Genomic DNA, 2,018 nt, shown 5'->3' with positions numbered 1-2,018 from the left:
CCAGAAACTGATTAATAGAAACCAGGCAGAAACACAGGTTCTGGAAGGCAAGATACAAAATATGCAAAAGAAATTAACTGAATGCCTACAGTACCATGCCCATGATAAACTTTTCATTAAGCCTGCGCCTGGAAAAAACCACAGCAATAGCACTGAAACAAATTCCCTTGCTGACAATACCAGCCATACCAGAGCCTTCACGCCATCAATACCCGCACACACAACCGTTAACGACAGTTCAGCAACGGCTTTAACCACCCAATCGGTAAACACAACCCAGGCGACCAACACAACAAGTCCACTTACACCGACTACTCCCCTGCCGCCACTGAGGAAATTGGTTTCCGATAGCGTGAAAATCACGTTAATGGCGTCACTGAGAGACAAACTGGCAGACTATCAACAACAGCTAAAAAACAGGCCTATGGCAACTGCCGGAAATTACGGGGGGAATATCACCGCTCAGCAACCCGATACTATCTCCGGGATAGCTCAGCAGCCGGAAACCATCTTCGGTGAACGTCCGGATGATCCATCTCTTCGGCTAATGAATCAGTTCCTTCAGCAGCATTCAGACCCAACATCACAGCCAACATCACAGCCAACATCACAGCCAACAGTTGACTTGTCCCCGTTAATATCAAGTATTAAAAAAAGGGTGGAAATGTATGAATTATTCAATCTGGTATTAATGGTTTCTTCCTTCACCAGGGCTATTAAAAAATCCTTCCCGGCCGTCGCCAGAGTTTACGACAATAAACTGAAACAGTTCGCTGACCAGATAAAGAATTACCTACCAAACCATGACCAGGATGACACGAAAAGAAAAAGAACCAGAAGAACACTTACCGCAGAGTTAACTGAAGCTCTGCTCAAAGCACTGATTGAGTTTGAGCAAACACCAATGATTGAAGAAATGAAAGTATTCTTCAAAGGCTTCGAAGAGAGGCGCGATGCCTTCACCAAAGCCCTGTATAACGGTGATTCCATTATTGATGATCCTGAATTCAAAGAGATGTTTGAATCGATGAAAAACAAACTCACTATTATGAAAGGGCTGAATAAGTACGGCCACGAAATTGAAGACGCTATCGATAACGATGATTATTACCGAGCTGGCCAAATTACCTTCAGAGTTAATACACTTTACGACAAAATACAGGCTACCCCAAATGACTACGCATCAGAAAACCCTTATCTTGACCTTCTAAACGAAATCAAGGAGATAGAAACCAATCAGGTTGATGCCCTGGTATCACTGACCAATCAGGCAGCTGCCGCGATCCATCTGACGGATATCATTTTTCGAGCGTATGCCCATGATGCCTTGTATCTGGCATTTGATGATACAAAGAGTCTGGGATTTTGTTTCGGGGATGTACTGTCCACAGCCATTGCAGGTCAATACGGGATGTTTCAAAATTCATTGAGTAGCCTGGCAAAGTCAATATTGTTTGGTGTCGGTTACAGTCGGCTCCCAATCCAGGTCAGATTTGCCTTGCAGGATGTACTATATCTCCATGATACAGCCGCACCGGAAAACCACCCGGATTCAGTGGGCCTGAATGCTGATAGCTTATATGTTGCCAATGCGTTCAAAACAGCAAGAAAAGTGGAGAAGGCAATATCAGACCAGATTGCACTGGTGTCGCACAGATACAATTCAATAAGTGAACTGACCCAGAAACTGTTTGACCAGATTCCTGCTGACAGCCCTGGTACTGAATGGGTCCAGTTTGCGGTTACACCTTCTGATGATCATATTTGTTACTTTGCTTTCAGCAAAAGCGACAATCTCTTCAGGCTGACTGTTCAGGATATGGATAGCGGTGTGATAACGATTACCGGTGCAACTCTGGAACAGCTGAAAGCCCGAATACCAAATGCACTGCAGCCAATTTCTGCTGCGTATAATATACCACTACACCCGGGGGCTGGGGCTAACCCCGTTGGTACAGGTTTCTGTCGTCTTACCAAAGATTTGCTGGACCCGATTGAAAACCTGCAACTGATCCAGG

At 44.9% G+C, this 2,018-nt stretch carries 1 protein-coding gene; it reads left to right on the top strand.

Annotation, left to right across the window (positions count from 1 at the left end; translation table 11 throughout):
• Positions 1–61: 61 nt before the first annotated feature.
• Positions 62–2,018 (top strand): hypothetical protein (locus KDK13_RS08010; protein ID WP_257284455.1); only part of this gene is annotated, 1,957 nt, incomplete at its 3' end.

It is taken from the genome of Endozoicomonas sp. SESOKO1 (genome assembly GCF_024606265.1).
Taxonomy (GTDB): Bacteria; Pseudomonadota; Gammaproteobacteria; order Pseudomonadales; family Endozoicomonadaceae; genus Endozoicomonas.
The sequence above is the reverse complement of the archived record's forward strand: the minus strand, read 5'-3'. Positions and strand labels throughout refer to the sequence as shown.